Source organism: Pseudonocardia sp. (assembly GCF_035305885.1).
Classification (GTDB): Bacteria; Actinomycetota; Actinomycetes; order Mycobacteriales; family Pseudonocardiaceae; genus Pseudonocardia.
On sequence record NZ_DATGOP010000153.1, the window covers coordinates 21,201 to 47,177 of the forward strand.

Sequence of the window (25,977 nt, forward strand, 5' to 3'; positions counted from 1 at the left end):
CGCCCTCCTCCGCTCCGCCGATCGCCCCGGGACCCCCTGCGGCACGGGCGGCGAACCGGTCGTGGACGGCAGGCCCCTCCGCGACCGGTCCGCTGTTCCGCCCGGCGGCGGGCGCCGCCTGAGGACGGCCGCCGTGCACGCCGCCGACGCATCGCCCACCCTCACCGGGCACGACAGGTGCGACCGGTGCAGCGCAGCGGCCCGCGTGCGGGCCGTGCTGCCGAGCGCGCTCGACCTCGTCCTCTGCGAGCACCACGCCCGCGTGCACGAGAGCCGGCTCCGCGAGATCGGCGCGCTGCTCTCCCCCGAACCCTGAGCTCCCCGGCAACCGCGGCGAGCCCGGCCGCGGGCTGCGACCGGGCTCGCGGTGGTGCCACGGACGCGCGACGCGGCGGGAACGGTGGTGCCGCCCCGGGCGACGACCGCCGCGGCGGATCCGCTGAGATGTGCGCACGCGGTGCCACCCGAGCGGCACCGCCGGGGAAGTGCCCGGGTGTTCGGTGAGCTGTTCCCGGTGCTGTCGTCCCGACCTCGGGCGCCTGTGGGACCTCTACGCCGCCGGCGCTCGGATCGTCGCCGAACCCGCACCGCAGCGTGGGGACAGCGGCCGGCCGTCGTCACCGACCCGGACGGGAACGAGGTCTCCATCGGCCGAGCGTGACCGTCTTCGGACATGCGTGATCCCCGGGCCGCAGGCGAGCCTGCGTCGACCGAGCTGGACGGGCTCGGACCCGGGGATCACGGGTGACCGCCTGGTATTCGCCGGCACCACACCGGCTTTCCACGAGGCCGTCGGAAACGAGTCCACGTGGTGCTAGCGGACAGCCACCTCACGAGTCCTGTAGCTATTCAACGCTGGACCACCTCCTTTCCCGTGTACCGCCACCCTACGCACGGCGGGGGCGGCGCCGCCACGGGAATTCGGCTCACCCCGCGGCGTCGCGCCCGGTGGCGGCCGCCCGCAGCTTCGCGTCCTTGGCGAGCACGGTCTCGGCGAGGTCGGCCTGGAAACGCACCATCCGCTCCCGCAGCGCGGGGTCGCCGGCGGCGAGGATCCGGACGGCGAGCAGCCCGGCGTTGCGCGCCCCGCCGACGGCCACGGTGGCCACCGGGACGCCCGCGGGCATCTGGGCGATCGACAGCAGCGAGTCGAGGCCGTCGAGCTGGGCGAGCGGCACCGGCACGCCGATCACCGGCAGCGGCGTGGCCGCGGCGACCATCCCGGGTAGGTGCGCCGCCCCACCCGCGCCCGCGATCACCACGCGCAGGCCCCGGTCGGCCGCGCTCGCGGCGTAGTCGAGCATCCGCTGGGGCGTGCGGTGCGCGGAGTAGACGCCCACCTCGTAGGGCACCTCGAACTCGGCGAGGGCGTCGGCCGCGGCCTGCATCACCCGCCAGTCCGAGTCGCTGCCCATGATCACGCCGACCACCGGCTCAGCCATGGTGCACCTCCTGCCGGGCGCCGCCCGTGTGCGGGGACCAGCCGTCCGGCCACTCGGCCGTGGACAGCCACGCCGCGGCGAGCGCCGCCCGCGACCGCACGGCGGCCATGTCGTCGCCGAGCACGGTGACGTGCCCGACCTTGCGGGCCGGCCGCTCGGCCTTCCCGTACAGGTGCACCTTCACGTCCGGGAAGCGCGCGAAGAGGTGGTGCACCCGCTCGTCCATCGACATCGCGACCGGCTGCGGCGCGCCGAGGACGTTCGCCATGACCACGGCGGGCGCGGTCGGGGTGGTGGCGCCGAGCGGGTAGTCCAGCACCGCGCGCAGGTGTTGCTCGAACTGCGAGGTGCGCGAACCTTCGATCGTCCAGTGCCCGGAGTTGTGCGGCCGCATGGCGAGCTCGTTGACGACCAGCACGCCGTCGGTCCGCTCGAACAGCTCGACCGCGAGCAGCCCCGTGACCCCCAGCTCCGCTGCGATCCGCAGCGCCATCCGCTGTGCCTCGGCGGCCACGTCCTCGTCGAGGCCGGGAGCGGGCGCGAGCACCTGCACGCACTGCCCGTCCTCCTGCACGGTCTCGACCACCGGCCAGGCGGCCGCCTGGCCGAACGGGGACCGGGCGACGAGCGCCGCCAGCTCCCGCCGCATCCGCACGGCCTCCTCCACCAGGAGCGGCGTGCCCGCGGCGAGCAACTCGGCCACGAGCGCCGGATCCGGTCCGCGCAGGTGCCACACGCCTCGCCCGTCGTAGCCGCCGCGGGCGGCCTTGAGCACCACCGGCCAGCCGTGCTCGGCGGCGAACCCCGCGACGTCGCCCGGCTCGCGCACCTCGGCGTGGGCGGGCGCGGGCAGGCCGAGCCCGGCGAGCCTGGTGCGCATCACGAGCTTGTCCTGGGCGTGCAGCAGCGCGTCCGGGCCGGGGTGGACCGGCACACCCGCCTCGACGAGCGCGCGCAGGTTCTCCTGCGGCACCTGCTCGTGGTCGAACGTCACCGCCGAGCAGCCGCGGGCGAAGGCGCGCAGCGCGGCCAGGTCGCCGGGCGTGCCCGCGTGCACGTCGGCGCACACGAGCGCGGCGGGGTCGGCGGGGTCGGCGGCGAGCACGCGCAGCGACTGACCCAGCGCGATGGCGGCCTGGTGGGTCATGCGAGCGAGCTGCCCCGCACCGACCATCCCGACGACCGGTAGGCGCCCGGCGGGGTGCGAGCGGGTGGCGTCCACGGTGGAGGAAGCCTACCGGCGGGCGGCCGGGCGCCGACGTCTGGCACGATCGAACAGGTGTCCGTTGTCGAGTCGGCGCTGGCGATGATCCCGCAGCCCTACCGCGACATCGCCATCAAGCACCGTGAGCTGGTGAAGTTCGCCCTCGTCGGCGGCACCACCTGGGTGATCGACACCGTCGTGTTCCTGCTGCTCAAGTCCACGGTGCTGGCGGAGAAGCCGCTCACGGCGAAGATCATCGCAGTGCTGGTGGCGACGATCGTGTCGTACGTGCTGAACCGCGAGTGGTCGTTCCGCACGCGCGGCGGGCGCGAACGCCACCACGAGGCGGCGCTGTTCTTCCTCGTCAGCGGCATCGGCGTGGGCGTCTACTCCGCGCCGCTGGCGATCTCGCGCTACGTGTTCGACCTCGCCGTCCCGTCCGTGAGCCTGCTCACGCAGGAGATCGCCGACTTCGTCAGCGGCCAGATCCTCGGCGTGCTCGCCGGCATGGCGTTCCGCTGGTGGGCCTTCCGCCGTTTCGTCTTCCCGGACGAGGGCGTCCGGCGCAGGGTGCCCGCCGCCTGACGCGCCTCAGCGCGGCGCGGACGTGCGCCGCGGCCCGGCGGCCACCACGTCGTCCGCCCTCGCCGCCGGCAGGAAGATCGTGAAGATCGGCGGGCGGGCCCGCGACAGCTCCAGCCGCCCGCCGTCGGCTTCCACCAGCGCGCGGGCGAGCGCGAGGCCGATGCCGGTGGACGAGCCGACCGACACGCCCCGGTCGAACACGTGCGGCACCAGCTCGTCCGGCACGCCGGGGCCCGCGTCGGCGACGTCCACCACCAGGCTGTTCTCGGCCGCGCGGGCGCTCAGGGTCACCGTGCCGGAGCCGTGCTGGATCGCGTTGTCGAGCAGGGCGCCGATCGCCTCCCGGATGCGGGCGGGCGTCACGCGGGCGAGCAGGCCGTCGGGCGCGCGGACCTTGAGCGCCCGGCCGGCCGCCTTGAGCGCGGGGCGCCACTCGTCGGCCACGGCGCTCAGGGTCTCCTTCAGGTCCTGTGGCTCCGCGCCCGCCGCTCGCGCCACGCGTGCGGTCTCCAGCAGCTCGTCGAGCACCTCGGACAGGCGCTCGGCCTGCTCGAGCGCGGCCAGCGCCTCGCTGCGCGCCGTGGGGTCGGGGTGGGCGGCGAGCTCGTCCAGCCGCAGCTGCAGCGCGGTGAGGCGGCTGCGCAGCTGGTGGGACACGTCACCCACGAGCGCGCGTTCCCGCTGCAGCAGATCGGCCAGCGCCACCGCAGAGGTGTCGAGCACGTCGGAGACCCGGTCCAGCTCGGGGATGCCGTGCCGGTCGGGCACCGCCCGGAAGTCGCCCGCGCCGAGCCGGGCCGCGCGGTCGGCGACCCCGCGCAGCGGCTCGGCGAGCCGCCGCGCCGTGACGGTCGCCACCACGGCGCCGGTGCCCACCGACAGCACGACGAGCAGCAGCACCACGGCCGTGACCTGCAGCTGCTCAGTGCGCATCAGCTGCAGCGGCTCCTGCATGACGAGCAGACCGCCCGGTGCGAACGGCAGCGACTCGGAGACCGGGTCCGGACCGACGTCGGCGCCGAGCACCTGGTCCGGCTCGCCGGAGCGCTGCAGCACGAGGCGCCCACCCGCGGGCACGGCGAGCTCGATGGCGGCGCTGTCGATCGTCGCGCCGACGGTGTCCAGCCGCGCCGCCACCTGCTCGAGGCGCGACAGCAGGTCGGCGCGGTGGATGTCCTCGACCAGCTGCCACGTGGTGATCGCGAGCGGCCCGCCCAGCACGAGGGCCGTGATGGCGACCACGAGCAGCGTGGACTGCAGGATCCGGCGGCGCACGGCCCGCTGCCCTAGTTGTTGTTGAACCGGAAGCCGACGCCGCGCACCGTGGCGATGCGGTGCTCACCGCCGATCTTGCGGCGCAGCCAGGACATGTGCATGTCCAGCGTCTTGGACGTCTTCATGTCCGGGTCGTTCCACACCTCGCGCAGGATCTCCTCCCGCGTGACGACCTGGCCCGCGCGCAGCAGCAGCACCCGCAGCAGCTCGAACTCCTTGTTGGCCAGGCCCACCTCGACGCCGTCGACGAGCACCCGGCGCCCGGACAGCTCCATCCGCACGCCGGCGACCTCGACGGCCTCCGGGGTGAGCCGGCGCAGCAGGGCCCGCACCCGGGCGAGCAACTCGGCCAGCCGGAACGGCTTGCCCACGTAGTCGTCGGCGCCGGCGTCGAGTCCCACGACGAAGTCGACCTCGTCGGTGCGGGCGGTGAGCATCAGCACCGGCAGGTCCGGGTCGTCCATCCGCACCCGGCGGCACACCTCGAGGCCGTCCATGACCGGCAGGCCGAGGTCGAGCACGAGCAGGTCGACGTGACCGCGCCGCACGCGCTCGAGCGCGGCGGCGCCGTCGGCGGCGACCTCGACGGCGTAGCCCTCGCGCTGCAGCGCCCGGGACAGGGGTTCGGCGATCGCGGCGTCGTCCTCGGCCAGCAGGACGGTGGTCACCCCCGCAAGTCTAGGCAGCACGGGGTCTCCCGGGGCATCCGCGAACCGGATCGGGCGGCCACCCGCTCCCCCCGACCGCGCCGGGAGGGCGGCGGGGGATCATCGCCCGCATGGCCGACGACCGTCCCCGCCCGCCCGGAGCGGCCGACGAGCGCACGATGCTCGCCGGCTGGCTCGACTTCCACCGGGCGACCCTCGAGATGAAGTGCGCCGGTCTCACCCCCGAGCAGCTCGTGACGAGGTCCGCGCCGCCGTCGACGCTGTCGCTCCTGGGGCTGGTGCGGCACATGGCCGACGTCGAGCGGGCGTGGTTCCGCCGCCGCCTCGCCGGCGAGGACGCCCCGCCGCTCTACTACTCCGACGCCAACCCCGACGGCGAGTTCGACGACGTGGACCCGGCGGGCGTCGACGACGACCTCGCCGCGTGGCGCGCGGAGTGCGCGCGGGCGCGGGAGATCGCGGCCTCGCTGCCGTCGCTCGAGGTCCCGGTCACCGACCGGGAGGGCAGGCAGCTCTCGGCGCGCTGGGTGCTGGTCCACATGGTCGAGGAGTACGCCCGCCACAACGGCCACGCCGACCTGTTGCGGGAGCGGATCGACGGCGCCGTCGGGGAATGAGGCAGGCTTGCCGGTCGTGGACGCCGATCTCGAGCTCGCCCTGCGCCTCGCCGACACCGCCGACGAGATCTCCTTCGCGCGGTTCCGGGCCGCCGACCTGCGGGTCACCCGCAAGCCGGACCGGACCCCGGTGACCGACGCCGACACCGCCGTCGAGGACGCCCTGCGCCGCAGGATCGCGGCCGAGCGGCCGGACGACGCCGTGCTCGGCGAGGAGCGCGGCGGCGTCGTGTCCGAGGCCGAACGCGGCTGGGTGATCGACCCGATCGACGGCACGAAGAACTTCTCCCGCGGCGTGCCGGTGTGGGCCACGCTGATCGCGCTCACGGTGCGCGGGGAGCCGGTGGTCGGGGTCGCGAGCGCGCCCGCGCTGGGCAGGCGGTGGTGGGCCGCGCGCGGCGAGGGCGCGTGGACGTCCGACGCGGGCGGCACCCGCCGCATCGGCGTCTCCGGCGTCACCGACCTGGCCGACGCCTACCTGTCCACCACCGACGTCAAGGCGTTCGCCGAGCTGGGCCGCCGCGACGACTACCTGCGGCTCGTCGACGCCTGCTGGGAGACCCGGGCGTTCGGCGACTTCTGGATGTACTGCCTGGTGGCCGAGGGGGTGATCGACCTCGCCGTGGACGCGACCGCGAACGCGTGGGACCTCGCCGCGCTCGTCCCGATCCTCACCGAGGCGGGTGGCAGGCTCACCGACCTCTCGGGCGCCGAGACGTTCGACGGCGGCGACGGGCTCGCCTCCAACGGCGCCCTCCACAAGGCCGCGCTCGCGATCGTGGGGAGGTGACGCGATGACCGAGCTCTACTTCGAGGACCTGGCCCCCGGCCGCTCCTTCGACCTCGGCACGATCGTGGTCGACCGCGACGAGATGGTCGCGTTCGCGCGCCGGTTCGACCCCCAGCCGTTCCACGTCGACGAGGAGGCGGGCAAGGCGTCGATCTTCGGCGGCCTCGCGGCGTCGGGTTGGTTCACCGCCTCGCTGTGGATGCGGGCCTACGCCGACGGCGTGCTCGCCCGCGCCGCCTCCCTCGGCTCCCCCGGCGGTGAGGAGATCGCCTGGCCCGCCCCGGTGTTCGCGGGCGACGAGCTGCGCGCGTCGATGGAGGTGCTCGAGGCCCGCCGCTCCCGCAGCCGCCCGAACCTGGGGCTGGTGAAGCTGCGCGCGTGGCTGCGCCGCGGCGACGAGGTGGTGTTCCGCAGCACGTTCACCGGGATGTTCGGCACGCGCGACGGCCAGGCGCAGCCCTAGCACCCTCGCCGATTCCCGACGTGTGGCTCCTACCCGTCGCCGCCCAGCGCCCGCACCACCCGGGACGGCGACGGGCGCCCCAGCTGCCCGGCCATCCACACGCTGGTGGCGACGAGCGCGTCGAGGTCGACCCCGTGGGCGATGCCGAGCCCGTCGAGCATCCACACCAGGTCCTCGGTGGCGAGGTTGCCGGTGGCCGACTCCGCGTAGGGGCAGCCGCCCAGGCCGCCCGCGCTCGCGTCCACGGTGCGCACGCCGCGGCGCAGCGCGGCAAGGGTGTTGGCGAGCGCCTGGCCGTAGGTGTCGTGGAAGTGCACGGCGAGCTGGCGGATCGGCACGCCCGCCGCGACGCAGGCGTCGAGCACGGCGTCGACGTGCCCGGGGGTGCCGGTGCCGATCGTGTCGCCCAGCGAGATCTGGTGGCAGCCCATGTCGACGAGCCTGCGGGTCACCCCGGCCACCTGCTCCGGCGCGACGGCGCCCTCCCAGGGGTCGCCGAAGCACATCGACACGTACCCGCGCACCCGCAGCCCCTCCGCGAGCGCCCGCTCGACCACCGGCTCGAACATCTCGAACTGGGAGTCGAGGGTGCGGTTGAGGTTGCGCTGGGCGAAGGCCTCCGTGGCGCTCGCGAAGATCGCGATGTGCGAGACACCCGCGTCGAGGGCGCGCTCGAGGCCCCGCTCGTTCGGCACGAGCACCGGGTAGTCGACGCCCTCGGCCCGCTCCAGGCGAGCCAGCAGGTCGGACGCGTCGGCGAGCTGGGGCACCCACTTGGGGTGCACGAAGCTCGTCGCCTCCAGCACCTTCAGCCCCGCGGCGGCGAGCCGGTGCAGGAACTCGGCCTTCACCTCGACCGGCACGACGGCCGACTCGTTCTGCAGCCCGTCCCGCGCCCCGACCTCGTAGATCGTGACGCGTTCCGGCAGGCCGGGCGCGGGCACGGACATCGGCAGGGCTCTGGTCACCGTCTCACCTCGCTACTGGCCGCTAGTGGGCCACCTGGTTGTAGAGCACGGCGTGCACCCGGCGCACACCCGGCACGTCGTCGAACTCCAGCGCCTCGTCCGAGTCGGACTCGATCACCAGCGTGCCGGACCCGAGCAGCCGCTCCAGCGGGCCCTGGCGGAACTGGACGCTCGAGATCCGCCGGAGCGGGACGTCCATGCCCTGGCGGGTGACGACGCCCTCGCGCACCAGCACCCTGCGGTCGGTCACCACGAAGTGCGTCGTGCGCCAGCGCACCACCGGGTAGACGGTGAACCGGCCGACGAGCGCGAGACCGGCCGCGGCGAGGCCGAGCCACGCCCACGGCGCCCACGTCTGCTCGCGCACGACCGCGGCGGAAAAGCTCGCGACCCCGACGACGAGCAGCAGCACGAGGACCGGGCCGACGAGCATCTTCCAGTGCGGACGCCGGTGCACGACCACCTGCTCGCCCTCCGCGAGCAGATCGTCCGGGTAGGCCACGAACGCCACGTTAGGCGTTCCGCGCGGCCGCCGGGGGGCTCGCTACCCGGACGGGCGCAGGTGCACCACGTCGCCCGCGGCGACGGCACGTCGGTGACCCGACGGGTCGAGCAGGAGCAGCCGCCCGTCGGGGTCGACGTCCTCGGCGATGCCGCGCAGCGGCGCGCTGCCGGGCAGCTCGACCTTGACCTCGGAGCCGAGGGTGACGCAGGCGGCGCGGTAGTCGGCGCGCAGCCGGGTGGACTCGGCGTCGCCGCGGCCGTCGCGCCACTGGGCCTCGCGCTCGGCGAGCCGGTCCAGCAGCGTGGTGAGCACCCGGGTGCGGTCGACCGAGGCGCCCTCGTCGGCGAGCGAGGTGGCCCCCGGCTGGTCGGGCGGCGCGGCCGCGACGTTCACCCCGATCCCGATGACGACGGCGGGCCGCACGGCGTCGGCGACCTCGGCGAGGATGCCGGCCGCCTTCCGCTGCCGCCGGCCGAGCAGCAGGTCGTTCGGCCACTTCAGGCCGGCCGGCACGTCGCTCACCATGCGCACGGTGTCGAGCAGGGCGAGCCCGGTGAGCAGTGGGAGCCACGCGAACCGCGAGGGCGGGACCCCCGCGGGCCGCAGCAGCACGCTGACCGTGATCCCGGTGCCCGGGGGCGCCACCCAGGAGCGGTTGAGCCGGCCGCGCCCCGCCTCCTGGTGCTCGGCGACGAGGACGGTGCGGTCCGGCGCACCGTTCGCGGCGGCGACCAGCAGGTCGGCGTTGGTGGAGCCGGTGCGCTCCACCACGTCCACCTGCGCCCACCGCCCGCCTAGCGCAGCCCGCAAGGCCGCTGCGTCCAGCGGCTCGACCGTCCGGTGCATGCCACCGGACGCTACCGGCGGGCCACTCCGCCCGCTCGCGATTGCCGGCGCGCGCGGCGGGCGGCACCCGCGCGTCGCCGGACGCGCACCCACCCACGGCGAACCGCGGCCCGGGGTGCCGCCCGCCACGGCCCGCGCGTGACGCGCATCGCGTCGAGACCGCCGCGCGCGCGGCTAGGCTCCCGGGCCATGAGCGCTGCAACGGAGCCGTTCGCGTCCGGCCCCGACGAGCCCGACATCCACACCACCGCGGGCAAGATCGCCGACCTGTACCGGCGCATCGACGGCGCCGTGCACGCGGGCAGCGAGGCCGCGGTCGAGCGGCAGCACGCGAAGGGCCGCCAGACCGCCCGCGAGCGCATCGACCAGCTGCTCGACCCGGGCTCGTTCGTCGAGCTCGACGCGCTCACCCGCCACCGCTCCACGAACTTCGGGATGCAGGACAAGCGCCCGTTCGGCGACGGGGTGGTGACCGGCACCGGCACGATCGACGGCCGTCCGGTGGCGGTGTTCAGCCAGGACGCCACGGTGTTCGGCGGCGCGCTCGGCGAGGTGTACGGCGAGAAGATCGTCAAGGTCATGGACCTCGCCGCCAAGATCGGCTGCCCGGTCATCGGGATCAACGACGGGGGCGGGGCGCGCATCCAGGAGGGCGTCGTCGCGCTCGGGCTCTACGGCGAGATCTTCATGCGCAACGTGCGCTGCTCGGGCGTGATCCCGCAGATCTCGCTCGTGATGGGCCCCTGCGCGGGCGGGGCGGTGTACTCGCCCGCCATCACGGACTTCACCGTGATGGTCGACCGCACCAGCCACATGTTCATCACCGGCCCGGACATCATCAAGACGGTCACCGGCGAGGACGTCGACTTCGAGGAGCTCGGCGGCGGCCGGGCGCACAACACGAAGTCGGGGGTGGCCCACTACCTCGCCGAGGACGAGGCCGACGCGTTCTCCTACGTCAAGGAGCTGCTGTCGTTCCTGCCGTCGAACAACCTGTCCGACCCGCCCTCGTTCGCCTCGACGGAGCCGACGGAGGGGGCGATCACCGATTCGCTCACCGACACCGACCGCGAGCTCGACGCGATCATCCCGGACTCGCCCAACACCCCGTACGACATCAAGGAGGTGATCACGCGGGTCCTCGACGACGGCGAGTTCCTCGAGGTGCACGAGCTGTTCGCGCCCAACATCGTCGTCGGGTTCGGCCGGGTCGACGGCCGGTCGGTCGGCGTGGTCGCCAACCAGCCCACGCAGTTCGCGGGCTGCCTCGACATCGACGCGTCGGAGAAGGCGGCCCGGTTCGTCCGCACCTGCGACGCGTTCAACATCCCCATCCTCACGTTCGTCGACGTCCCGGGCTTCCTGCCCGGCACCGACCAGGAGTGGAACGGGATCATCCGTCGCGGCGCGAAGCTGATCTACGCCTACGCGGAGGCCACCGTCCCCAAGGTCACGGTGATCACCCGCAAGGCCTACGGCGGGGCGTACGACGTGATGGGCTCCAAGCACCTCGGGGCGGACGTCAACCTCGCGTGGCCGACCGCGCAGATCGCGGTCACCGGCGCGGCGGGCGCGGTGAGCATCCTCTACCGCAAGGAGCTCGCGCAGCTGTCGGGCGACGAGCTCGCCGCGCGCCGCGCGCAGCTGCAGCAGGAGTACGAGGACACCCTCGCCAACCCCTACATCGCGGCCGACCGCGGCTACATCGACGGCGTCATCCCGCCGTCGCACACCCGCGGGCACGTGGTGCGGGCGCTGCGGCTGCTCGCCACGAAGCGCGAGGGCGTCCCGGCCCGCAAGCACGGGAACATCCCGCTGTGAGCGGGACGCCCGAAGAGCGCAGGGCCGCCTTCCGCGTCATCAAGGGCGAGCCGACCGACGAGGAGCTCGCCGCGCTCACGGTGGTGCTCGCGGCGGCGTCGGCGCGGGCGGCGGCCGCGCCCGCCGCGCCGCCCGTGCGGGACCGCTGGTCCGACCCCTCGACCCGGTTCCGCACGCCGCTGCACCCCGGCCCGGGGGCCTGGCGCACGTACTTCTGGCCGCGCTGAGCGGGATCGCGGGAACCTCAAGGCTTCCTGAAGCCACCTCAAGCCTTGCCCAAGTCGCTGGGCGCGCCTCCGTGGCGCGCAACACACTCGGAAGCGACGGCCCGAGGCGATCGGCGTCCAGGGGGGACGGTGCGCCGACGGCCAGAGGAGGCGATCGAGGTGGAAGCGATCATCTTGTTCGGCATCGCCGCGATCATCGTCATCGCGGTGGTCATCGCCGCGATCGGCCGGCCGGACGACGGCCGGGGCGGGCGACGCCGGGGGATCACCGCGACCAGCACCTCACGGGCGGCGGCCCGCGGCGGCGACGGCTACAGCGGCGTGCCCGCCGCGACCGTCCGCAGCGGCGGCGGCGGGCACTACGGCGGGTACGCCGGCGACTCCAGCAGCTGGAGCGGGGGGAGCCACAGCGATGGCGGCTCCAGCAGCTGGGGCGGCGGGTTCGGCGGCGGTTGCAGCGACGGCGGGGGGAGCGCCGGCGGCAGCAGCTGCTGACCCGCCCACGCAGGACCGGCCCGTCCCCTCGGGGGCGGGCCGGTCTCGCGTTCTGCGGGCCTCAGCCGGCGCGCACCATCGCGGTGCGGGCGAGCGCGTGCTCGACCAGCGTCACGAGCGTGTCGCGGCTGGAGCGGGCGTCCCGCGCGTCCATCCACACGAGCGGGCAGTCCGAGGCCAGCGCGAGCGCGTCGCGCACGGTCTCGGCGTCGTAGTCGTCGGCGCCGGGGAACCGGTTCACGGCGACGACGAACGGCAACCGCCTGCTTTCGAAGAAGTCGATCGCGGGGAAGCAGTCGTCGATCCGCCGCAGGTCCACCAGCACGACGGCCCCGACGGAACCGCGGGCGAGCTCGTCCCACATGAACCAGAACCGGGACTGGCCCGGCGTCCCGAACAGGTAGAGGATCAGCGACTCGTCGACGGTGATCCGGCCGAAGTCCATCGCGACCGTCGTGGTGGTCTTCGTGGGCACCATGTCCGCCTCGTCGACGCCGATCGACGCCGCCGTCATGGCCTGCTCGGTGAGCAGCGGCGGGATCTCCGACAGCGAGCTGACGAGCGTCGTCTTGCCCACTCCGAACCCGCCGGCGATCAACACCTTCAGCGGGATGAGCTCGTCGGGCTCAGTGTGAGCGTGCACGTAGTCCCTCCAACAGCCGTTCCAGGATCTCGGGGGCCGGGCCGTTGTCCGCCGACGGCGGAAGGTGAACGGCCAGGTAACCGGCATCGACGAGGTCGCTGACCAACACCCTGGCCACGCCGACCGGCACCCGCAGCGCCGCGCCGATCTCGACCACCGAGATCGGCCGCGCCGCGAGCTCGACGGTCGCCCGGTACTCCAGGTGCAGCTCGTCGGCCCGCTGGCCCATCGGGGTCACCGTCACCAGGGTCTCGACGGGCAGCTCCGAGCCGGTGGCCGAGCGGGTGCGCCCGCCGGTGACCGCGTACACCGGCACCACACGTCCGCCGTTGCCACCCGCGCTGTGGTGCCCCGTTGCGTCGGGAAGCGACACCGCTACCGTCCCGCGCCCGCCCGCGGAGCGGGCGTGAGCGCGTGGCCCACCCGCGACGCGAGCATCGTCATCTCGTAGCCGACCATCCCGATGTCGCAATTGCGGTGCGTGTACACCGCGAGCGTGGCTCCCTGGCTCACGGACGAGACGAACAGGTAACCACCCGCCATCTCGAGGATGGTCTGCGTGACCGGGCCGGCCTCCAGCAGGTGCGCCGTGCCGCGGGCCAGGCTCACCAGCCCGGACGCGGCGGCGGCCAGCTGGTCGCCGAGCGCCACGCTGACGCCGGGCGACGTGGCGAGCCGCAGGCCGTCACCGGACACCACGACGCCGTGCACGACGCCCGGCACGTCCCGGGCGAACTCCGCGAGCAGCCAGTCAAGCTGCCCCGTTCGCATGCTCACTGGCGGGTCCCTTCTGCCGTTCCGGTCTCGTCCACGACGGCCTGCGCCGCCTGCCTGCTCGCCTGGTAGCGCGAGAGCGCGCTGGCCGCGGCGCTGTCGATCCGGGGAGCGGTGTCCCCGTCGCCCGCGACCGGCTGCCGCAGCTCGGGCGCGAGGTGCGCCTGTGGCACCCGCCGGCGCAGCCCCGGCTTGCCGTTGCCGCCGCCGACCTCACCGCCGCGGCGCGGGGCCGGGATGTCGGCCTGGGCGCCGCCCGCGGACCCGTCGGGTTCCGGGGCGGACCGCTCGACGGCGGGCAACGCCTGCCGCGGCCGCGGCGTCGGGGACGGGGGCCAGCCCGGCGCCTGCGTCCCGGCGTCCGCCGACCCGTCCCGACCCGCGACGTCGTGGGCCGTGTCGTGGGCCGTGTCGTGGGCCGCGGGGTCGTGGCCGTTCGTGTGGTGGCCGTTGGTGGAGAGGCCGTTGGTGTAACCGTTGGTCTGGTGGCCGTTCTGGTGGCCGTTCTGGTAGCCGTTGCCGTAGCTGCCGTTCGACGAGGCCCCGACCGGCTGGCGGTCGCTGTGCCGCGTCGGCGTCGCCACCGACTCCGGGTTCCACCACCCGCGCCAGCCGCCGTCGGGCGCGCCGTCGAGGCCGTGCCGGCTCGGGCCGCTCATCGACTCCATGGGCACGGCGGACGGGGTGCGTCCCACCGGGCCGCCGGCGCGGACGGCGCCCGTCGAGGGCTCCACCCAGCCCGTGCCGTTGGCCGGGCGCTCGTCGTAGCGTGCACCGGACTGGTGCACCCGCTGGGCGGCCGCGTGCTGGCGCGCGTCGCTGCCACGCACCTCCTGCGGCACCACCGGGTCGGACGGAGCGGCCGCGAAGAGGGACGCGGGGAGCGCGACGACGGCCGTGACACCGGTGCCGGGGGTGTTGCCGAGCGACACCTTGATCCCGTGGCGGGCGGCGAGCCGCGACACGACGTGGAAACCGAGCCGCTGGGCGACGGCGAGGTCGACCTCCTGCGGGCTGGCGAGGAGCTCGTTGGCCGCCGCGAGGTCCTCAGGCGGCATGCCGACGCCCCAGTCCTCGATCGTCAGCAGGTAACCGCCCTCGTCGCGGGGGTCCTGCCGGGCGCGGATCGTCACCGCCGTGTCCGGGGGCGAGAAGCGCACCGCGTTCTCGGTGAGCTCGGCGAGCAGGTGGGTGAGGTCGGCGACGGCCGAGCCGGACACGGCCAGCCGGTCGTCGATCGCGAACACCACTCGGTCGAGGTCCTCGGTCTCGGCGATCGCGGCGCGCACGACGTCGCGCAGCGGGACCGGGGCCGACCAGGTGCGCGGCGGCTGCTCACCGGCGAGCACCAGCAGGCTCTCGGCGTTGCGACGCACGCGCGTGGCGAGGTGGTCGAGCGTGAACAGCTGCGACAGCGCGTCGGGGTCGCGCTCCTTCTCCTCCAGCTGGTTGATGATGTCCAGCTGGCGGTAGAGCATGCTCTGGTTGCGCCGGGCGAGGTTCACCAGCATCTCGGAGGTGAAGCGACGCCGCCCGATCTCCGCGTCCGCGGTGATCAGCTGGCGCCCCAGCTCCTCCTTCTCGTTCTGCTCGTCCTCGGTGATCCGCCAGAAGATCACCATGCCGACGCAGGCGATGAACACGCCGATGCCGTGGATCGACGCCCACACCCACGGGTGCTGCTGCGCCGCGGGGTGGTTGAAGATCAGCTCGGGCGCCCAGATCGAGCCGACGCCGTGGCTGACCGTGGTGAAGGCGGCGTTCCACAGGAACGGCACCCAGTCCTGGTACAGGGCGATGAACCCGATGATGATGAAGAAGTGGAAGTGGGCCTCGATGGTGCCCCTGGTCAGGACCACGAGGCCGATCGAGCAGAAGACGAGGCCGCCGGTCACCGCGAACGAGGCCACCCCGCGCGAGCGCACCAGGTGACCGAGCACGAGGAAGACCACGGGCGCGATCAACGAGCACCCCACCCACAGGGGCGTGTTGCCGATCGCGAGGCCGAGCACGGCCATCGCGGGGATGTGGATCAGCAGCACCCACTGCAGCAGCCGGTGGCGGCGCTGCCACGACCTGTCGTCGAGCGTGTTGCCGCGCGGCAGGTAGGCCAGCAGGCGATCCACCGCCCGGCCCGTTGCGTCGGTTCCCTCCTCGGGAGGGCCGATCGGCGCACTGGTCTGCATGGAGGTCCGCTCCGTCCGGTCGCCATCACCATTCCGTGTTCGGAGAGCGGGACAGTACAAGGCCGCACGCCTCTCTCGCCTGCGCCCATGACGGCGATGCGCAAAACGGCCTAACCGCTGGACCGCTCGCCTTCGCCACTCGTCCGTTCAGCTCATCCGGAAACCGAAGAAAGAGCAGTCAGCACCCGGCGTCAATTACCGCTAGCAGGCATGCGATCACCCTGCGTAGCCAGGAATAGTCCTTGGGCGCGTCCGGACTGCCGCTGGGCGCGCGACCGTGAACGGGACGTACCCATGCTGTTCAGCCTAAGGAGGCTACGCCGAATGGCCGCATCACTGCGGCCGTTTGGCACCAGTGCGGCTCGCCTCGATCCGGTTACAGTGCGAACGCGCACCACTCCTCGCTCCCCTTCAACGAGCAGCAAGCCGGGAGGGTGCGGGTGTCTACGGCAGACGCATCACGAGCGCATCACGCGCGGAATCCCGTACTCCGTGGAATCCGCCGTTGCGCCATGCATCGGAATCCCAACTACGGAGATCGGCGTGAGAATCCTCCTGCTGTGCTCGTCATTCAACGGACTCACCCAGCGCGTGTGGGCCGATCTTCGTGCGGACGGGCACGAGGTCGTCCACCGCACGGCCGAGTCCGATGCGGCGATGCGAGCAGCGGTCGCCACCGTCGACCCGGACGTGATCATCTGCCCGTTCCTCAAAGAGCGGATCCCGGACGACATCTGGGCCTCCCGGCCCACCGTGATCATCCACCCGGGGATCGAGGGCGACCGCGGCCCGTCGTCGCTGGACTGGGCGATCACCGAGGGTGAACGGGAGTGGGGCGTCACCGCGCTCGGGGCGATCGACGAGATGGACGCGGGCCCGATCTGGGGCACCCGCACGTTCCCCGTCCCGGCGGAGCCGCCGCGCAAGAGCGCGCTGTACGCGGGCCCGGTCACCGAGGCCGCCTCCGCGCTCGCGCGCGAGGTCGCGGCGAAGGTGAGCGACCCGACGTTCGTCCCGCGGCCGCTCGACTACTCCCGTCCCGGCGTCCGCGGCCGGCTCCGGCCGACGATGCGCCAGGCGGACCGGGCATTCTCGTGGTCCGACCCCACCGACCACATCCTGCGGCGCATCCGCGCGGGCGACGGCTCGCCGGGCGTGCGCAGCGAGCTCGCGGGGCTGCCGGTGTCGGTGTTCGACGCCCACCGCGGGCCCGCCACGCCTGGTGAGCCCGGCACGATCGCCCTGCGCCGCCACGGCGCCGTGCTCGTCCGCACCGGCGACGGGGCGCTGTGGATCGGCCACCTGCGCCCGCTCGGCGACGGCCCGCGCATCAAGCTGCCCGCCACCACCGTGCTGCGGGACCGGCTCGACGGCGTCCCCGAGTCGCTCGAGCCGCTCGGTGCGCCGGACGGCGGCTACCGGGAGATCACCTACGAGCGCCACGGCCCGGTCGGCGTCGTGGGCTTCGACTTCTACAACGGCGCGATGTCCACCGCCCAGTGCCACCGGCTCGTCTCGGCGCTGCGCGCCGCGGCGGCGCAGGACACCTCCGTGCTGGTCCTGCGCGGCGGGCAGTTCTTCTCCAACGGCATCCACCTCAACGTCATCGAGGCCCACCCGGACCCGGCGGCGGAGGCGTGGCGGAACATCAACGCGATCAACGACGTCTGCCGCGAGATCATCACCTGCACCCACCAGCTCGTCATCGCCGCCGTCGGCGGCAACGCGGGCGCGGGCGGCGTGATGCTCGGCCTCGGTGCCGACCAGGTGCTGGTGCGCGACGGCGTCGTGCTCAACCCGCACTACCGGACCATGGGTCTGACCGGCTCGGAGTACTGGACCTACACGCTCCCCCGCCGCGTCGGGGCCGCCGAGGCGGAGCGGCTCACCGGCGAGTGCCTGCCGATCGGCGCCGCCGAGGCGGCCTCCATCGGGCTCGCCGACGCGGTGCTGGCCGGCGAGCCCGAGGAGTTCGACGCCGCCGTGCTGGAGTACGCGTTCCGGCTCGCCACCTCCGACGGGCTGGGCCAGCGGCTCTCCGCGAAGGCCGCCGCCCGCGCGGCCGACGAGCGCCGCCGCCCGCTGGAGACCTACCGGATCCGCGAGCTGGCCGAGATGAGCCGCGACATCTTCGACGACCGCTACGGCTTCGCCGCGGCGCGCAACGCCTTCGTGATGAAGCGGCCCGCCCCGGCCGCGGTCGCGCCCGCCCCGCGGCAGGAGTCCGACGCGTTCACCCGGAGCGTCGCGATCTAGCACCGCGTGCGGGTGCACCGATGAGTCGACCGCGGTCGCGGGGTCTCACCTTCCGGGGGACCCCGCGACCGTCGGACGACGAATGGAGCACCACGCACGATGACGTCCCACCGTGGAAGCGGGTTCGGCGAACCCGGCTGGGCCCGGCTGCGCCGGATCATGGCCGAGCACGTGGCAGCGGGCCGGGTGCCCGGCCTGGTCGCGCTCGTCGAGCGGCACGGCGAGACCCGCATCGACGCGATCGGCACGACGGAGCTCGACGGGAGCGTCCCGGTCGGCCCGGACACGATCTTCCGGATCAGCTCGATGACGAAGCCGATCACGGCGGTGGCGGTGCTGATCCTCGTCGAGGAGTGCAGGCTTCGCCTCGACGAGCCGGTCGAGGTGTTGCTGCCCGAGCTCGCCGACCGCCGCGTCCTGCGCTCGCCGGGCGCGCCGTTGGACGACACGGTGCCCGCGCAACGGCCGATCACCGTGCGGGACGCGCTGGACTTCCGGCTCGGGATGGGGATGCTGTTCTCCGAGGAGGCGTTCCGCTCCCCCTACTTCGCCGCGGCGCAGGAGCTCGGCATCACGGGCTTCGGCCCGCCGCGGCCGGACCTGCCGCACCCGCCCGACGAGTGGCTGCGCCGGATCGCGACGCTGCCGCTGCTGGACCAGCCGGGGCGCCGCTGGGCCTACAACATCGGTTCGTTCGTCCAGAGCATCCTCGTCGAACGGGCCTCCGGGCAGCCCTTCGCCGAGTTCCTCCGTGAGCGGATCTTCGATCCGCTGGGCATGCGCGACACCGGCTTCGTGGCGCCCACCGCCGACCTCCACCGCTTCACCGCCGCCTACCGGGTCGGAGAGGACGGTGCGCTCGAGCCGTTCGACCCGAGGGAGGGCAGCGCCTGGTCGCGCCCGCCCGCCTTCCCGGACGGGTCCGGCGGGCTGGTCTCGACGGCGCAGGACCACCTCGCGTTCGCCCGCATGCTCCGCGACGGCGGCGCGCCCATCCTGTCCCGCCGGTCGGTGCAGCTGATGACCTCGAACCAGCTCACCCCGCAGCAGTGCGAGGAGTCCCTCGGCGGCCTCGACGGCTGGGGTTTCGGCGTCGCGGTCGGCCTGCGCGGCGGCGACCTGTGGCGCACCCCCGGCCGCTACGGCTGGGACGGCGGCCTGGGCACGTCCTGGTACACCGACCCAGCCGAGGACCTCGTGGGGATCCTGCTGACCCAGCGGGTCGAACCCCCGGAGGCCAACCCCGTCCGGCGGGACTTCTGGACGGCGACCTACGCCGCGCTCGACTGATGCCGCGGGTCTCGTAGGCTCCCCCGTCGTGCGCGTCGTGCTCGCCTCCGCCTCCCCCGCCCGCCGGGCGGTGCTGCAAGCCGCGGGGATCGACCCCGTCGTCGAGACCGCGGACGTCGACGAGGACGCGCTGCTCGCGGCGATGCCGGACGCCTCACCCGCCGAGAAGGTCACGCGGCTGGCCGCGGCGAAGGCCACCACCGTCGCGCGCCGCATCGGCGACGCCCACCCGGACGCCGTGCTGATCGGCTGCGACTCGATGCTGCTGCTCGGCGGCGAGCTGGTCGGCAAGCCGGGCGACGAGGACACGGCCCGCCGCCGGTGGAAGGCGATGGCGGGCGGGACCGGCGAGCTCGTCACCGGCCACGCGGTGCTCCGCCTCGCCGACGGCGCCATCGACCGGGCCACCGAGGGCCACGCGGTCACCACCGTCCGGTTCGCCGAGCCGACCGACACCGAGCTGGACGCCTACCTCGCCACCGGCGAGCCGCTCGCGGTGGCGGGAGCGTTCACCCTGGACGGGCTGGGCGGTTGGTTCGTCGAGGGGATCGAGGGCGACCCGTCCAACGTGATCGGCATCAGCCTCCCCCTGGTGCGCCGCCTGCTGGCGAACGTCGGGGTGACGGTCACCGACCTGTGGACCCCACCCCCGCGAGTCGCGCCCTGAGTGCCGGCGAGTCGCGCCCTGAGTGCCGGCGAGTCGCGCGCTGAGTGCAGGCGAGTCGCGCCTTGGATGCGGGCGAGTCGTCAGCTGAGACTGCGCGGACATCGACCCCAGGGGGCGAGACCGCGACTCCCGCGCATCGAGAGCCCGACTCGCACGCACTGGGACCGCGACTCGCCGACACCGAGACCGCGACTCGCGCGTGTAGGACCGCGACTCGCCGAGGTGTGGGGCTCTCGGGTTCGGCGAGTCGCGCTCTGGGTGCGCGAGTAGGCGAATGTGATCGCGACTCGGGGCCCTGCGTGCAGGATCCCACGACCGGTTCCGGCACGCTGTCGCGGTGGAGCTCCTGCTGCTCGTCGTCGGGTTGATGCTCGCGGCCGTGCTCCTGACCGCGGCCGGCGACCGGCTCCGGCTGCCGTGGCCCGTGCTGATGGTGCTGCTCGGCGTGGGGGTCGGCGCCATCCCGGGCCTGCCGCACGCGTTCGACATCGACCCCGAACTGATCCTTCCCCTGTTCCTCCCCCCGCTGCTGTTCGCGACGGCCCAGCGCACCACGTGGGCGCTGTTCCGGGCCCAGTGGCGCAGCATCGCGCTGCTCGCCGTCGCGCTGGTCGCGGTGACGATCGCCGCGGTGGCGGGCACCGCGTTCGCGCTCGTCCCCGGCATCACGCTCACCGCGGCGGTGGCGCTCGGGGCGATGGTCGCCCCGCCCGACCCGGTGGCGGTCGAGGCCGTCGCCGGGCCGGTCCGGATGCCGCGGCGGCTGCTCGCCGTGCTGCAGAGCGAGGGCCTGTTCAACGACGCCACCGCCCTCGTCGTGTTCCAGACCGCGGTGCTGGTCACGGTGCAGGGCGGCCAGCTGTCGGCGTCCGAGCTGCTGCTGCGGTTCGTCCTCGGCGCGGCGGGGGCCGTCCTGCTGGGGCTCGCGTTCGCCCGGCTGGCGCGGCTGATCAAGGACCGGGTGAACGACCCGACGGCCCGCAGCGCGCTCACGGTCGTCCTGCCGTTCGCGGTCTACCTCGCGGCGGAGGAGCTGCACGCGTCCGGCGTCGTCGCGGTCGTCGTGGTGGCGCTCGAGCTGCGCAGGACCAGCGCCGTGGACGAGGCGGCCGACCGCATCGTGCAGCGCTCGTTCTGGAACGTCGTCGAACTGCTCGTCACCGGGGTCGCGTTCGGCCTGATCGGCCTCGACCTGCGCCAGGTGGTCGACGAGGCGGGCGAGGACCTGCCGCGGATGCTCGCGCACGCGGCCGTGGTGTGCGCGGTCGTGGTCGGCGTGCGCGCGGTGTGGATGATCGGGGCGTGGCTGGCGGTGCGCCGCTCCACCGACGCGTCGGCGGCGCCGCGCACCGGCCGCGAGGTCGTCGTGCTCACGTGGTGCGGGATGCGCGGCCTCGCGACGCTGGCGCTCGCGCTCGCGCTCCCGGCCACGACGCTGCACGGGGCGTTCCCCGCCCGCTCGGAGCTGGTCGTGATCGCCTGTTCGGTGCTCGTCGTGACGCTGATCGGGCCGGGTCTCACGCTCCCGCTGCTGGTCCGGCTGCTCGGCGTGCAGGCCGACGCGGACGCCGAGCACGCGGCCGAGCGGGAGCTGACGCTGCGGGCCCGCCGCGCGGCGCTCGCCCGGATGGCGTGCCACGAGCGCTCGGACGACCTGCCGAACGAGGCGCTCACCGCGCTGCACGAGCGGATGAGCCGGATGGAGTCCTTGCTCCGCGGGGATCCGCCGACCGAGGAGGAGCGGGAGCGGGTCGAGGCGCTGCGCCGGGGACGCGAGCTCGCGCAGCAGGTGCAGGCCGACGCGCTGGCCGCGGCGCGCGAGGAGATCCTCGCGGCCCGCCGGGAGCCGGGCGTCGACCCCGAGGCGGCCGACCGGGTCCTGCGCCGGCTCGACCTGCGCACGGTCCTGCTCGACTGATGTGGGAGGGACTAACCTCGCAGGCATGGGACTCCCGAACGACCCCGACCCGAAGCTGGCCGAGTACGCCCACCCGGAGCGCCTGGTCACCACCGAGTGGCTCGCGCAGCACCTCGGCGACAGCGGGCTCGTCGTGGTCGAGTCCGACGAGGACGTGCTGCTCTACGACACCGGGCACATCCCGGGGGCGGTGAAGCTCGACTGGCACACGGAGCTGAACGACCCGGTCACGCGCGACTACGTCGACGGGGAGCGCTTCGCGCAGATCTGCGGCGAGCGCGGCATCTCCCGCGACACCACGGTCGTGTTCTACGGCGACCGCAACAACTGGTGGGCCACGTACGCGCTGTGGGTCTTCTCGCTCTTCGGGCACCCGGACGTTCGGGTCCTCGACGGCGGCCGGGCCAAGTGGGTGGCCGAGGGCCGCGAGATGACCACCGAGCAGCCCAAGCCGACGCCGGTCGAGTACCCCGTCGTGGAGCGCGACGACAGCAAGATCCGGGCGTTCAAGGACCAGGTGCTCGAGCACCTCGGCAAGCCGCTCGTCGACGTCCGCTCGCCCGGCGAGTACTCCGGCGAGCTGCTGCACATGCCGGACTACCCGCAGGAGGGCGCGGTCCGCGGCGGCCACATCCCGGGCGCGGCGAACGTGCCGTGGGCCCGCGCGGCCGCCGAGGACGGCACGTTCAAGCCGCGGTCCGAGCTGGAGGCCATCTACCTGCAGGAGCAGGGCCTCTCCCCGGACGACGACGTCATCGCGTACTGCCGCATCGGTGAGCGTTCCAGCCACACCTGGTTCGTGCTGACGCACCTGCTCGGGTTCGAGAAGGTCCGCAACTACGACGGGAGCTGGACGGAGTGGGGCAACTCGGTCCGCGTGCCGATCGTGCAGGGGTCGGAGCGCGGGTCGGTATGACCGCCACCCTGCCCCCGCAGCTCGCGGAGCTGGTCGAGGACTTCGCGAGCGTCGGGCCCCGGGACCGGCTGCAGCTGCTGCTGGAGCTCTCGCAGGAGCTGCCCGAGCTCCCGGAGCGCTACGCGGACGCGGCCAGCACGATGGAGCAGGTGCCCGAGTGCCAGTCGCCGCTGTTCCTCGCGGTCGAGGTCGAGCCCGGTCCGGACCGGCGCGTGCACCTGTTCTTCTCGGCCCCGCCGGAGGCGCCCACCACGCGCGGGTTCGCGTCGATCATGCACACGGGCCTCGACGGCCAGAGCGCCGACGACGTGCTCGCCGTTCCCGACGACTTCTACACGGCGCTCGGGCTGGGCGAGGCCGTCAGCCCGCTGCGGCTGCGGGGCATGGCCGCGATGCTCGCGCGGATCAAGAGGCAGGTCAGGGCGGCGATCGGTACCTGAGGAAAACCTCAAGAACCTCGGGTCGCAACCTCAAGTCCTTGTGAAGAACGTTCCGCCCGCCGGGTGTGGGCCGCGACACTGTGAGCCGTCTCATGAGGACGGCCCAGGAGGTGTTGATGGCCCTCGCAGCAGCTACCGCTGACACCTGGGGCATCGCCGGGACGACCTTCCTGCCCGCTTACCTCCTGATCGCCGCTGCGGTCGGGGTGGCCGGCGTCTGCACCCGAAGAGCGCTGGCAGAACCCCGGGCCACGCATCCGATCGCCGACATCACGGTCCACCCGCACGACGTCGCCTACCTGGCGGGCGGCGGCGAGCTGGCGGTCTGGTCGGCGCTGTGCGCGATGCACCTGCGCGGCACGCTCACCGCCGCGGACGGCACCGTGCGCGCGGTCGGGCGGCTCGATCCCGACGCGGACGCCCTGGAAAGGGCCATCCACGCCACGGCGGGCTCCCCCGTCGGGCACCGGCGGCTCCTGTACCACCGGTCCGTGCGGCCCGCGCTCGCCGAGATCGAGGAGCGGCTCGTCGCGGCCGGGTTCCTGCTGTCGGAGGACCGGCGCAAGCGGATCCGCCAGGTCGGCTGCTGGATGCTCGGCGTCGCCGCGCTCGGGCTCGTGCGTGTGCTCGCCGACATCGCCGAGGCGCGGCCGGTCGCGCCGCTCGTGTCCGCGCTGGTGCTCGTGACGGCCGTCGCCGTCGTGCAGATCGCGGTTGCGCCGCGGCGCAGCCGGCGCGGGAACCGCGCGCTCGCCGCGCTGCGGGACCGGCACCGGGCCCACGCGCCGGAGCGGGAGCCGGACCGGCGCTCGCCCGACCCGGCGGACGCCGCGCTCGAAGTGGGTCTTTTCGGCACGGGTGCGCTCGCGGCCTCCGCGCCGAACCTCGCCCGGGAGATCGCGCCGCGTACCACCGTGGCGCGGGAGTCCCGCGTCTCCGGGCTCGCCGTCAGTGGAGGGGGTGACGGCGGACGCGGCGGTGGCGGCAGCAGGGGGTGACAGCCGCCACCGCCGGGCGGAACGGCCGGGGTGATCGCGAGATCGCCCCGCCCCCGCAGCTCCGTCTCGAGGGGTGGCGGAGCTGCGGGGGCGGGTCCACGACGTCGTCCACGCCACACCCGACGGGCACGATCGGTCCTTAAACTCCCGGACAACCACCGCGCCGGGGCACAGGTCCCCCGGGGCCACGCCACTCCAGGAGGCTGACCGTGCCGCGCTTGAGCAAGGTTCTCGTCGCCAACCGAGGGGAGATCGCGGTCCGGGTCGTCCGCGCCTGCCGCGACGCCGGGATCACCAGCGTCGCGGTCTACGCCGACCCCGACCGCGACGCCCCGTTCGTGCGGCTGGCCGACGAGGCGTTCGCGCTCGGCGGTACCACGGCGGCCGAGTCCTACCTCGACTTCGACAAGGTGATCGGCGCCGCGCGCAAGGCAGGCGCCGACGGGATCCACCCCGGCTACGGCTTCCTCTCCGAGAACGCCGACTTCGCGCAGGCCGTGATCGACGCGGGCATCACGTGGATCGGGCCCACGCCGCAGGCGATCCGCGACCTGGGCGACAAGGTGACCGCCCGCCACATCGCCATGCGCGCGGGTGCGCCGCTCGTCCCCGGCACCCCCGACCCGGTCTCCGGGCCGGAGGAGGTCGAGGCGTTCGCCGACGAACACGGGCTGCCGATCGCGATCAAGGCGGCGTTCGGCGGTGGCGGCCGCGGGATGAAGGTCGCGCGGGAGCGCAAGGAGATCCGCGAGCTGTACGAGTCGGCCGTCCGCGAAGCGGTGGCCGCGTTCGGGCGAGGCGAGTGCTTCGTGGAGCGCTACCTCGACAAACCGCGCCACGTCGAGGCGCAGGTGCTCGCCGACACCCACGGCAACGTCGTCGTCGTGGGCACGCGCGACTGCTCGCTGCAGCGGCGGTTCCAGAAGCTCGTGGAGGAAGCGCCCGCCCCGTTCCTCACCGATGAGCAGCGCCGCACGATCCACGAGGCCGCCAAGGCGATCTGCAAGGAGGCCGGCTACCACGGCGCGGGCACCGTCGAGTTCCTGGTCGGGCAGGACGGGCTCATCTCCTTCCTCGAGGTCAACACCCGGCTGCAGGTGGAGCACCCGGTCTCGGAGGAGACCTCGGGGATCGACCTGGTGCGCGAGCAGTTCCGCATCGCCGAGGGCGAGCCGCTCGCGCTGGACTCCGACCCGGAGCCGCGCGGGCACTCGATCGAGTTCCGCATCAACGGCGAGGACGCGGGCCGCGGCTTCCTGCCCGCCCCGGGCACCGTCACCGCGCTCACGCTGCCGTCGGGGCCGGGCGTGCGGGTCGATGCGGGCGTCGAGGCCGGTTCGGTCATCGGCGGGCAGTTCGACTCGCTGCTCGCGAAGCTGATCGTCACCGGCGCCGACCGCAAGCAGGCCCTCGAGCGGTCGCGGCGGGCGCTCGCCGAGTTCCAGGTGGAGGGCATGGCCACGGTGCTGCCGTTCCACCGGCTGATCGTGGACGACCCCGCCTTCACCGAGGACTTCTCGGTGCACACGCGGTGGATCGAGACCGAGTGGAACAACACGGTCGAGCCGTTCACCGGCGGCGAGGGCGCCGAGCAGGAGGAGGCCCAGCGCCAGACCGTCGTCGTCGAGGTGGGCGGGCGCCGGCTGGAGGTGTCGCTGCCGGGCGACCTCGCCATCGGCGGCGGCGCGGGCGCGGCCACCGCGGCCAAGGCCCCGCCGCGCAAGCGCGGTGGCGGCAAGAGCACCACCGCCGTATCGGGCGACGCGGTCACCGCGCCCATGCAGGGCACGATCATCAAGGTCGCGGTGTCGGACGGCGACACGGTCTCCGCGGGCGATCTCATCGTCGTCCTCGAGGCGATGAAGATGGAGAACCCGGTCACCGCGCACAAGAGCGGCACGATCACGGGCCTGTCCGCCACGCAGGGCAGCTCGGTCTCCCAGGGCACCGTCATCTGCGAGATCAAGGACTGAGGCCGCGGCC

At 74.0% G+C, this 25,977-nt stretch carries 27 protein-coding genes; 16 read left to right on the forward strand and 11 right to left on the reverse strand.

From position 1 onward, the window contains the following. Positions 1-133: 133 nt before the first annotated feature. Positions 134-316 (forward strand): DUF7455 domain-containing protein, encoded by a 183-nt coding sequence (locus tag VKZ81_RS34830; protein ID WP_324246034.1) that lies wholly within the window; start codon positions 134-136, stop codon positions 314-316. Between the two features lie 610 nt (positions 317-926). Here the strand turns inward: VKZ81_RS34830 and purE are convergent. Further along, positions 927-1,442, reverse strand: coding sequence for a 5-(carboxyamino)imidazole ribonucleotide mutase (gene purE, locus VKZ81_RS34835; RefSeq protein ID WP_324246035.1), 516 nt, complete (start codon positions 1,440-1,442; stop codon positions 927-929). Further along, positions 1,435-2,664: a 5-(carboxyamino)imidazole ribonucleotide synthase gene (locus VKZ81_RS34840; RefSeq protein ID WP_324246036.1), complete on the reverse strand. Its 1,230-nt coding sequence runs from the start codon at positions 2,662-2,664 to the stop codon at positions 1,435-1,437. Before VKZ81_RS34840 ends, purE begins: the two co-directional genes overlap by 8 nt. A 57-nt stretch (positions 2,665-2,721) precedes the next feature. Here VKZ81_RS34840 and VKZ81_RS34845 point away from each other — a divergent pair, with 57 nt between their 5' ends. Next, positions 2,722-3,231 carry a GtrA family protein gene (locus tag VKZ81_RS34845; protein ID WP_324246037.1) on the forward strand — a complete coding sequence of 170 codons (510 nt, stop codon included), beginning with the start codon at positions 2,722-2,724 and terminating at the stop codon, positions 3,229-3,231. A 6-nt stretch (positions 3,232-3,237) separates the two neighbouring features. Here the strand turns inward: VKZ81_RS34845 and VKZ81_RS34850 are convergent, their stop codons facing one another. After that, positions 3,238-4,506, reverse strand: a complete 1,269-nt coding sequence (locus VKZ81_RS34850) for a sensor histidine kinase (RefSeq protein ID WP_324246038.1) — start codon at positions 4,504-4,506, stop codon at positions 3,238-3,240. An 11-nt stretch (positions 4,507-4,517) separates the two neighbouring features. Continuing rightward, the gene (locus tag VKZ81_RS34855; protein ID WP_324246039.1) at positions 4,518-5,174 is read right to left on the reverse strand and encodes a response regulator transcription factor; all 657 of its coding nucleotides are present in this window, start codon (positions 5,172-5,174) and stop codon (positions 4,518-4,520) included. 110 nt (positions 5,175-5,284) lie between these two features. Here VKZ81_RS34855 and VKZ81_RS34860 point away from each other — a divergent pair, with 110 nt between their 5' ends. The 3 genes from VKZ81_RS34860 to VKZ81_RS34870 are packed head-to-tail and all read left to right on the forward strand — an operon-like array spanning position 5,285 to position 7,044. Further along, positions 5,285-5,791 carry a DinB family protein gene (locus VKZ81_RS34860; RefSeq protein ID WP_324246040.1) on the forward strand — a complete coding sequence of 169 codons (507 nt, stop codon included), beginning with the start codon at positions 5,285-5,287 and terminating at the stop codon, positions 5,789-5,791. 16 nt (positions 5,792-5,807) lie between these two features. Then, positions 5,808-6,581, forward strand: a complete 774-nt coding sequence (gene hisN / locus VKZ81_RS34865; RefSeq protein ID WP_414709552.1) for a histidinol-phosphatase — start codon at positions 5,808-5,810, stop codon at positions 6,579-6,581. A gap of 4 nt (positions 6,582-6,585) precedes the next feature. Beyond that, positions 6,586-7,044: a MaoC family dehydratase gene (locus tag VKZ81_RS34870; RefSeq protein ID WP_324246042.1), complete on the forward strand. Its 459-nt coding sequence runs from the start codon at positions 6,586-6,588 to the stop codon at positions 7,042-7,044. Positions 7,045-7,073: 29 nt separating this feature from the next. On the opposite strand, the gene VKZ81_RS34875 is transcribed toward VKZ81_RS34870, so the two are convergent. The 3 genes from VKZ81_RS34875 to VKZ81_RS34885 are packed head-to-tail and all read right to left on the reverse strand — an operon-like array spanning position 7,074 to position 9,363. Beyond that, positions 7,074-7,994 (reverse strand): hydroxymethylglutaryl-CoA lyase, encoded by a 921-nt coding sequence (locus VKZ81_RS34875; RefSeq protein ID WP_324246078.1) that lies wholly within the window; start codon positions 7,992-7,994, stop codon positions 7,074-7,076. Positions 7,995-8,034: 40 nt separating this feature from the next. Next, positions 8,035-8,514, reverse strand: coding sequence for a PH domain-containing protein (locus tag VKZ81_RS34880; protein WP_324246043.1), 480 nt, complete (start codon positions 8,512-8,514; stop codon positions 8,035-8,037). A gap of 42 nt (positions 8,515-8,556) precedes the next feature. Next, complete coding sequence (locus VKZ81_RS34885; RefSeq protein ID WP_324246044.1) at positions 8,557-9,363, reverse strand: biotin--[acetyl-CoA-carboxylase] ligase; 807 nt, start codon at positions 9,361-9,363, stop codon at positions 8,557-8,559. 189 nt (positions 9,364-9,552) lie between these two features. Between VKZ81_RS34885 and VKZ81_RS34890 the strand changes: the two genes are divergently transcribed. The 3 genes from VKZ81_RS34890 (at position 9,553) to VKZ81_RS34900 (ending at position 11,906) form a co-directional block, all read left to right on the forward strand. Further along, a complete protein-coding gene (locus tag VKZ81_RS34890; protein ID WP_324246045.1) occupies positions 9,553-11,184 on the forward strand; it encodes an acyl-CoA carboxylase subunit beta in 1,632 nt (543 codons plus the stop codon). After that, complete coding sequence (locus VKZ81_RS34895; protein ID WP_324246046.1) at positions 11,181-11,411, forward strand: acyl-CoA carboxylase subunit epsilon; 231 nt, start codon at positions 11,181-11,183, stop codon at positions 11,409-11,411. Before VKZ81_RS34890 ends, VKZ81_RS34895 begins: the two co-directional genes overlap by 4 nt. Before the next feature lie 159 nt (positions 11,412-11,570). After that, on the forward strand, positions 11,571-11,906 hold the full coding sequence (locus tag VKZ81_RS34900) for a hypothetical protein (protein WP_324246047.1): 336 nt from the start codon (positions 11,571-11,573) through the stop codon (positions 11,904-11,906). A gap of 61 nt (positions 11,907-11,967) precedes the next feature. Here the strand turns inward: VKZ81_RS34900 and VKZ81_RS34905 are convergent, their stop codons facing one another. The 4 genes from VKZ81_RS34905 to VKZ81_RS34920 are packed head-to-tail and all read right to left on the reverse strand — an operon-like array spanning position 11,968 to position 15,449. Further along, complete coding sequence (locus VKZ81_RS34905; protein WP_324246048.1) at positions 11,968-12,549, reverse strand: GTP-binding protein; 582 nt, start codon at positions 12,547-12,549, stop codon at positions 11,968-11,970. Then, complete coding sequence (locus tag VKZ81_RS34910; protein ID WP_324246049.1) at positions 12,533-12,865, reverse strand: DUF742 domain-containing protein; 333 nt, start codon at positions 12,863-12,865, stop codon at positions 12,533-12,535. Before VKZ81_RS34910 ends, VKZ81_RS34905 begins: the two co-directional genes overlap by 17 nt. 59 nt (positions 12,866-12,924) lie before the next feature. Further along, positions 12,925-13,320 carry a roadblock/LC7 domain-containing protein gene (locus VKZ81_RS34915; protein WP_324246079.1) on the reverse strand — a complete coding sequence of 132 codons (396 nt, stop codon included), beginning with the start codon at positions 13,318-13,320 and terminating at the stop codon, positions 12,925-12,927. 2 nt (positions 13,321-13,322) lie between these two features. Beyond that, on the reverse strand, positions 13,323-15,449 hold the full coding sequence (locus VKZ81_RS34920; protein ID WP_324246050.1) for an ATP-binding protein: 2,127 nt from the start codon (positions 15,447-15,449) through the stop codon (positions 13,323-13,325). A gap of 651 nt (positions 15,450-16,100) precedes the next feature. On the opposite strand from VKZ81_RS34920, the gene VKZ81_RS34925 reads away from it, so the two are divergent. The 8 genes from VKZ81_RS34925 (at position 16,101) to VKZ81_RS34960 (ending at position 25,967) form a co-directional block, all read left to right on the forward strand. Beyond that, positions 16,101-17,765 (forward strand): enoyl-CoA hydratase-related protein, encoded by a 1,665-nt coding sequence (locus VKZ81_RS34925; RefSeq protein ID WP_324246080.1) that lies wholly within the window; start codon positions 16,101-16,103, stop codon positions 17,763-17,765. A 99-nt stretch (positions 17,766-17,864) separates the two neighbouring features. Beyond that, positions 17,865-19,055, forward strand: a complete 1,191-nt coding sequence (locus VKZ81_RS34930) for a serine hydrolase domain-containing protein (protein WP_324246051.1) — start codon at positions 17,865-17,867, stop codon at positions 19,053-19,055. Positions 19,056-19,083: 28 nt separating this feature from the next. After that, positions 19,084-19,722: a Maf family protein gene (locus tag VKZ81_RS34935; protein WP_324246052.1), complete on the forward strand. Its 639-nt coding sequence runs from the start codon at positions 19,084-19,086 to the stop codon at positions 19,720-19,722. A 337-nt stretch (positions 19,723-20,059) separates the two neighbouring features. After that, on the forward strand, positions 20,060-21,640 hold the full coding sequence (locus VKZ81_RS34940; protein ID WP_324246053.1) for a Na+/H+ antiporter: 1,581 nt from the start codon (positions 20,060-20,062) through the stop codon (positions 21,638-21,640). A gap of 25 nt (positions 21,641-21,665) precedes the next feature. After that, a complete protein-coding gene (locus VKZ81_RS34945) occupies positions 21,666-22,556 on the forward strand; it encodes a sulfurtransferase (RefSeq protein ID WP_324246054.1) in 891 nt (296 codons plus the stop codon). After that, a complete protein-coding gene (locus VKZ81_RS34950) occupies positions 22,553-22,996 on the forward strand; it encodes a SufE family protein (protein ID WP_324246055.1) in 444 nt (147 codons plus the stop codon). The genes VKZ81_RS34945 and VKZ81_RS34950 overlap by 4 nt, the downstream gene beginning before the upstream one ends. 116 nt (positions 22,997-23,112) lie before the next feature. Beyond that, complete coding sequence (locus VKZ81_RS34955; protein ID WP_324246056.1) at positions 23,113-23,994, forward strand: TIGR04222 domain-containing membrane protein; 882 nt, start codon at positions 23,113-23,115, stop codon at positions 23,992-23,994. Positions 23,995-24,203: 209 nt separating this feature from the next. Continuing rightward, positions 24,204-25,967, forward strand: a complete 1,764-nt coding sequence (locus VKZ81_RS34960) for an acetyl/propionyl/methylcrotonyl-CoA carboxylase subunit alpha (RefSeq protein WP_324246057.1) — start codon at positions 24,204-24,206, stop codon at positions 25,965-25,967. Positions 25,968-25,977 lie beyond the last annotated feature (10 nt).

Bases quoted from the DNA above. Each gene is read 5' to 3' on its own strand.
- VKZ81_RS34860 (WP_324246040.1), top strand. From the start codon at position 5,285: ATGGCCGACGACCGTCCCCGCCCGCCCGGAGCGGCCGACGAGCGCACG.
- VKZ81_RS34890 (WP_324246045.1), top strand. From the start codon at position 9,553: ATGAGCGCTGCAACGGAGCCGTTCGCGTCCGGCCCCGACGAGCCCGAC.
- purE (WP_324246035.1), bottom strand. From the start codon at position 1,442: ATGGCTGAGCCGGTGGTCGGCGTGATCATGGGCAGCGACTCGGACTGG.
- VKZ81_RS34875 (WP_324246078.1), bottom strand. From the start codon at position 7,994: ATGTCCGTGCCCGCGCCCGGCCTGCCGGAACGCGTCACGATCTACGAG.
- VKZ81_RS34870 (WP_324246042.1), top strand. From the start codon at position 6,586: ATGACCGAGCTCTACTTCGAGGACCTGGCCCCCGGCCGCTCCTTCGAC.
- VKZ81_RS34930 (WP_324246051.1), top strand. From the start codon at position 17,865: ATGACGTCCCACCGTGGAAGCGGGTTCGGCGAACCCGGCTGGGCCCGG.
- VKZ81_RS34955 (WP_324246056.1), top strand. From the start codon at position 23,113: ATGGCCCTCGCAGCAGCTACCGCTGACACCTGGGGCATCGCCGGGACG.
- VKZ81_RS34945 (WP_324246054.1), top strand. From the start codon at position 21,666: ATGGGACTCCCGAACGACCCCGACCCGAAGCTGGCCGAGTACGCCCAC.
- VKZ81_RS34950 (WP_324246055.1), top strand. From the start codon at position 22,553: ATGACCGCCACCCTGCCCCCGCAGCTCGCGGAGCTGGTCGAGGACTTC.
- VKZ81_RS34885 (WP_324246044.1), bottom strand. From the start codon at position 9,363: ATGCACCGGACGGTCGAGCCGCTGGACGCAGCGGCCTTGCGGGCTGCG.
- VKZ81_RS34915 (WP_324246079.1), bottom strand. From the start codon at position 13,320: ATGCGAACGGGGCAGCTTGACTGGCTGCTCGCGGAGTTCGCCCGGGAC.